The organism is Siphonobacter sp. BAB-5405, from assembly GCF_002872335.1.
GTDB lineage: Bacteria > Bacteroidota > Bacteroidia > Cytophagales > Spirosomataceae > Siphonobacter.
Genome location: NZ_NJAG01000196.1, coordinates 1 through 470 on the forward strand (window position 1 = coordinate 1; position 470 = coordinate 470).

The window sequence follows — 470 nt, forward strand, 5'->3', positions numbered from 1 at the left end:
GTTTCCCAGGTTGCCGGTAGCACCGAACACTACAATTTTCTTTTGCATGACTTTTTATAATAATACATTGGTAATGAGTTAATTTAGAAAACTAAAAACGGCATCCAGTACCTGCTCCGGTTGCTCTTCGAATAAATAATGACCACTATCCAGAATCCCAACCATTTCTAAATTCCTGGCCACGTGGGGTAAGCCCATCTTCATATACTGGTAACTTATATAACTACCAATTCCCAGTACCGGCATTTCAAGAGGACTATAGGTTTGGGCGTCCTGGATATCCTGACTAAACGTTTGGTACCAGGCATTCGAAGCCCGAATGCTCTCGGCATCGTTGTACGCCGCCGCGTAGTGATTTCTTTCCAGGGGCGTCATTTTGCTGTCGTCAATCATGACGTAGTGAAAAAGCCAGTCCAGCAGGTACTGAAACCGTCCGGCCAGTAGCTGTTCCGGCAAGCCTTTTACCTGAT

Annotated in this window: 1 protein-coding gene; it reads right to left on the reverse strand. The window is 45.5% G+C overall.

The window, feature by feature from the left end:
* Nucleotides 1-78 precede the first annotated feature (78 nt).
* Nucleotides 79-470 (reverse strand): alpha/beta fold hydrolase (locus tag BWI97_RS26990; RefSeq protein ID WP_146011104.1); only part of this gene is annotated, 392 nt, incomplete at its 5' end.